The following is a 1,192-nucleotide window of genomic DNA, read 5'->3' as shown; positions in this document are numbered from 1 at the left end:
GCTCCGCGTCCCGCCCGTCCAGCGCGCGGACCCGGCGCAGCGCCTTCGCCGCCGCCGCGGGTCCGTCGTCGGCGAACCGCGGACCGCGCCGGCCGCCAGAACGCCTACGACGAGCAGCTCCACCTGCTGGGGCTCGTCCTGGAGCACTGGCCGAAGGCGCCGGAGCCGGTCCGGCTCATCGGCGCCGACCGGACGGTCGTGCTGGAACGCGCGGCCACGGCGGCGTTCAACGCGGGCCGATCGGCCGCCGGGGTGGCGTACGGCACGGAGGCCCTGGCCGAGCTGGACCCGGTGGCCGAGCCGGAGCGGGCGGCCCGGCTGCTGGGCCTGCGCGGCCGGCTGCAGAGCCGCATCGACGGCGGAGGCCGCGACGACCTGCGGCGGGCGGTCGAGCTGGCGCCGCCCGGGGCCTCGGAGGAGCTGCGCGGCCGGCTGCTGTCGGCCCTGGCGTTCGTGGAGTTCATGGCGTTCGACCTCGACGCCTGCGGGCGGCACGCCGCGCAGGCGCTGGAACTCGCCGACCGGCTCGGCGACGACGCCCTGCGCGCGCCCGCGCTGCTGGTCCTGGGCGCGCTCCACGGCACGCGCGGCGACCTGGAGGAGGCGGCCGGCGCCTTCGCCGAGGCGCGCCGCGCCGCCGACGCGGCCGGCGACGCGCACACGTTCCTGACCACCTTCCAATGGGAGTCGACCTTCCTGGGCGACGCCGGGCGGTACGAGGAGGCGGTCGAGCTCGCCCGCACCGGGCAGGCGGCCGCCGAACGGCTCGGCCAGGCCCGGTCCCGCGGCAGCATGCTCGCCAACACCCGCTGCGTCCCCCTGGTCTACCTGGGACGCTGGGACGAGGCCGTGCGCGTCGCCGACGACGCCCTCGCCCTGGCGCCGCCTCCGCTGTACGCCGCGTTCCTGCGCCTGACCGCCGCGGAGATCGCGCACCGGCGCGGGCAGACCGGGCTGGGCGGGACGCTCCTGCGCCAGGTCACCGAGTTCGCCGTGCACACCGTCGGGGCGGCGGAGGCGAAGTCCCGGCTGGCCCTGCTGCGCCTCGACCGCGCGCTCGACCAGGACGACCTCGCCGTGGCGGACCACATCGTCGGCGAGCACCTGCCGACGGCGGCGGGCTGCTGGCCGCCGCAGGAGACGGCGCGGCTCGCGGTGCTCGGCGCGCGCGTGCAGCGGGCACGGCGCGCGG

Annotated in this window: 1 pseudogene; it reads left to right on the top strand. The window is 78.9% G+C overall.

The annotated features are described in order from the left end of the window. Positions 1–1,192: pseudogene (locus AB0K37_RS42275) on the top strand (hypothetical protein); the annotation flags it as partial.

Origin of the sequence: Actinomadura sp. NPDC049753, from assembly GCF_040674655.1 — a bacterium.
GTDB lineage: Bacteria > Actinomycetota > Actinomycetes > Streptosporangiales > Streptosporangiaceae > Spirillospora > Spirillospora verrucosospora.
The sequence above is the reverse complement of the archived record's forward strand: the minus strand, read 5'-3'. Positions and strand labels throughout refer to the sequence as shown.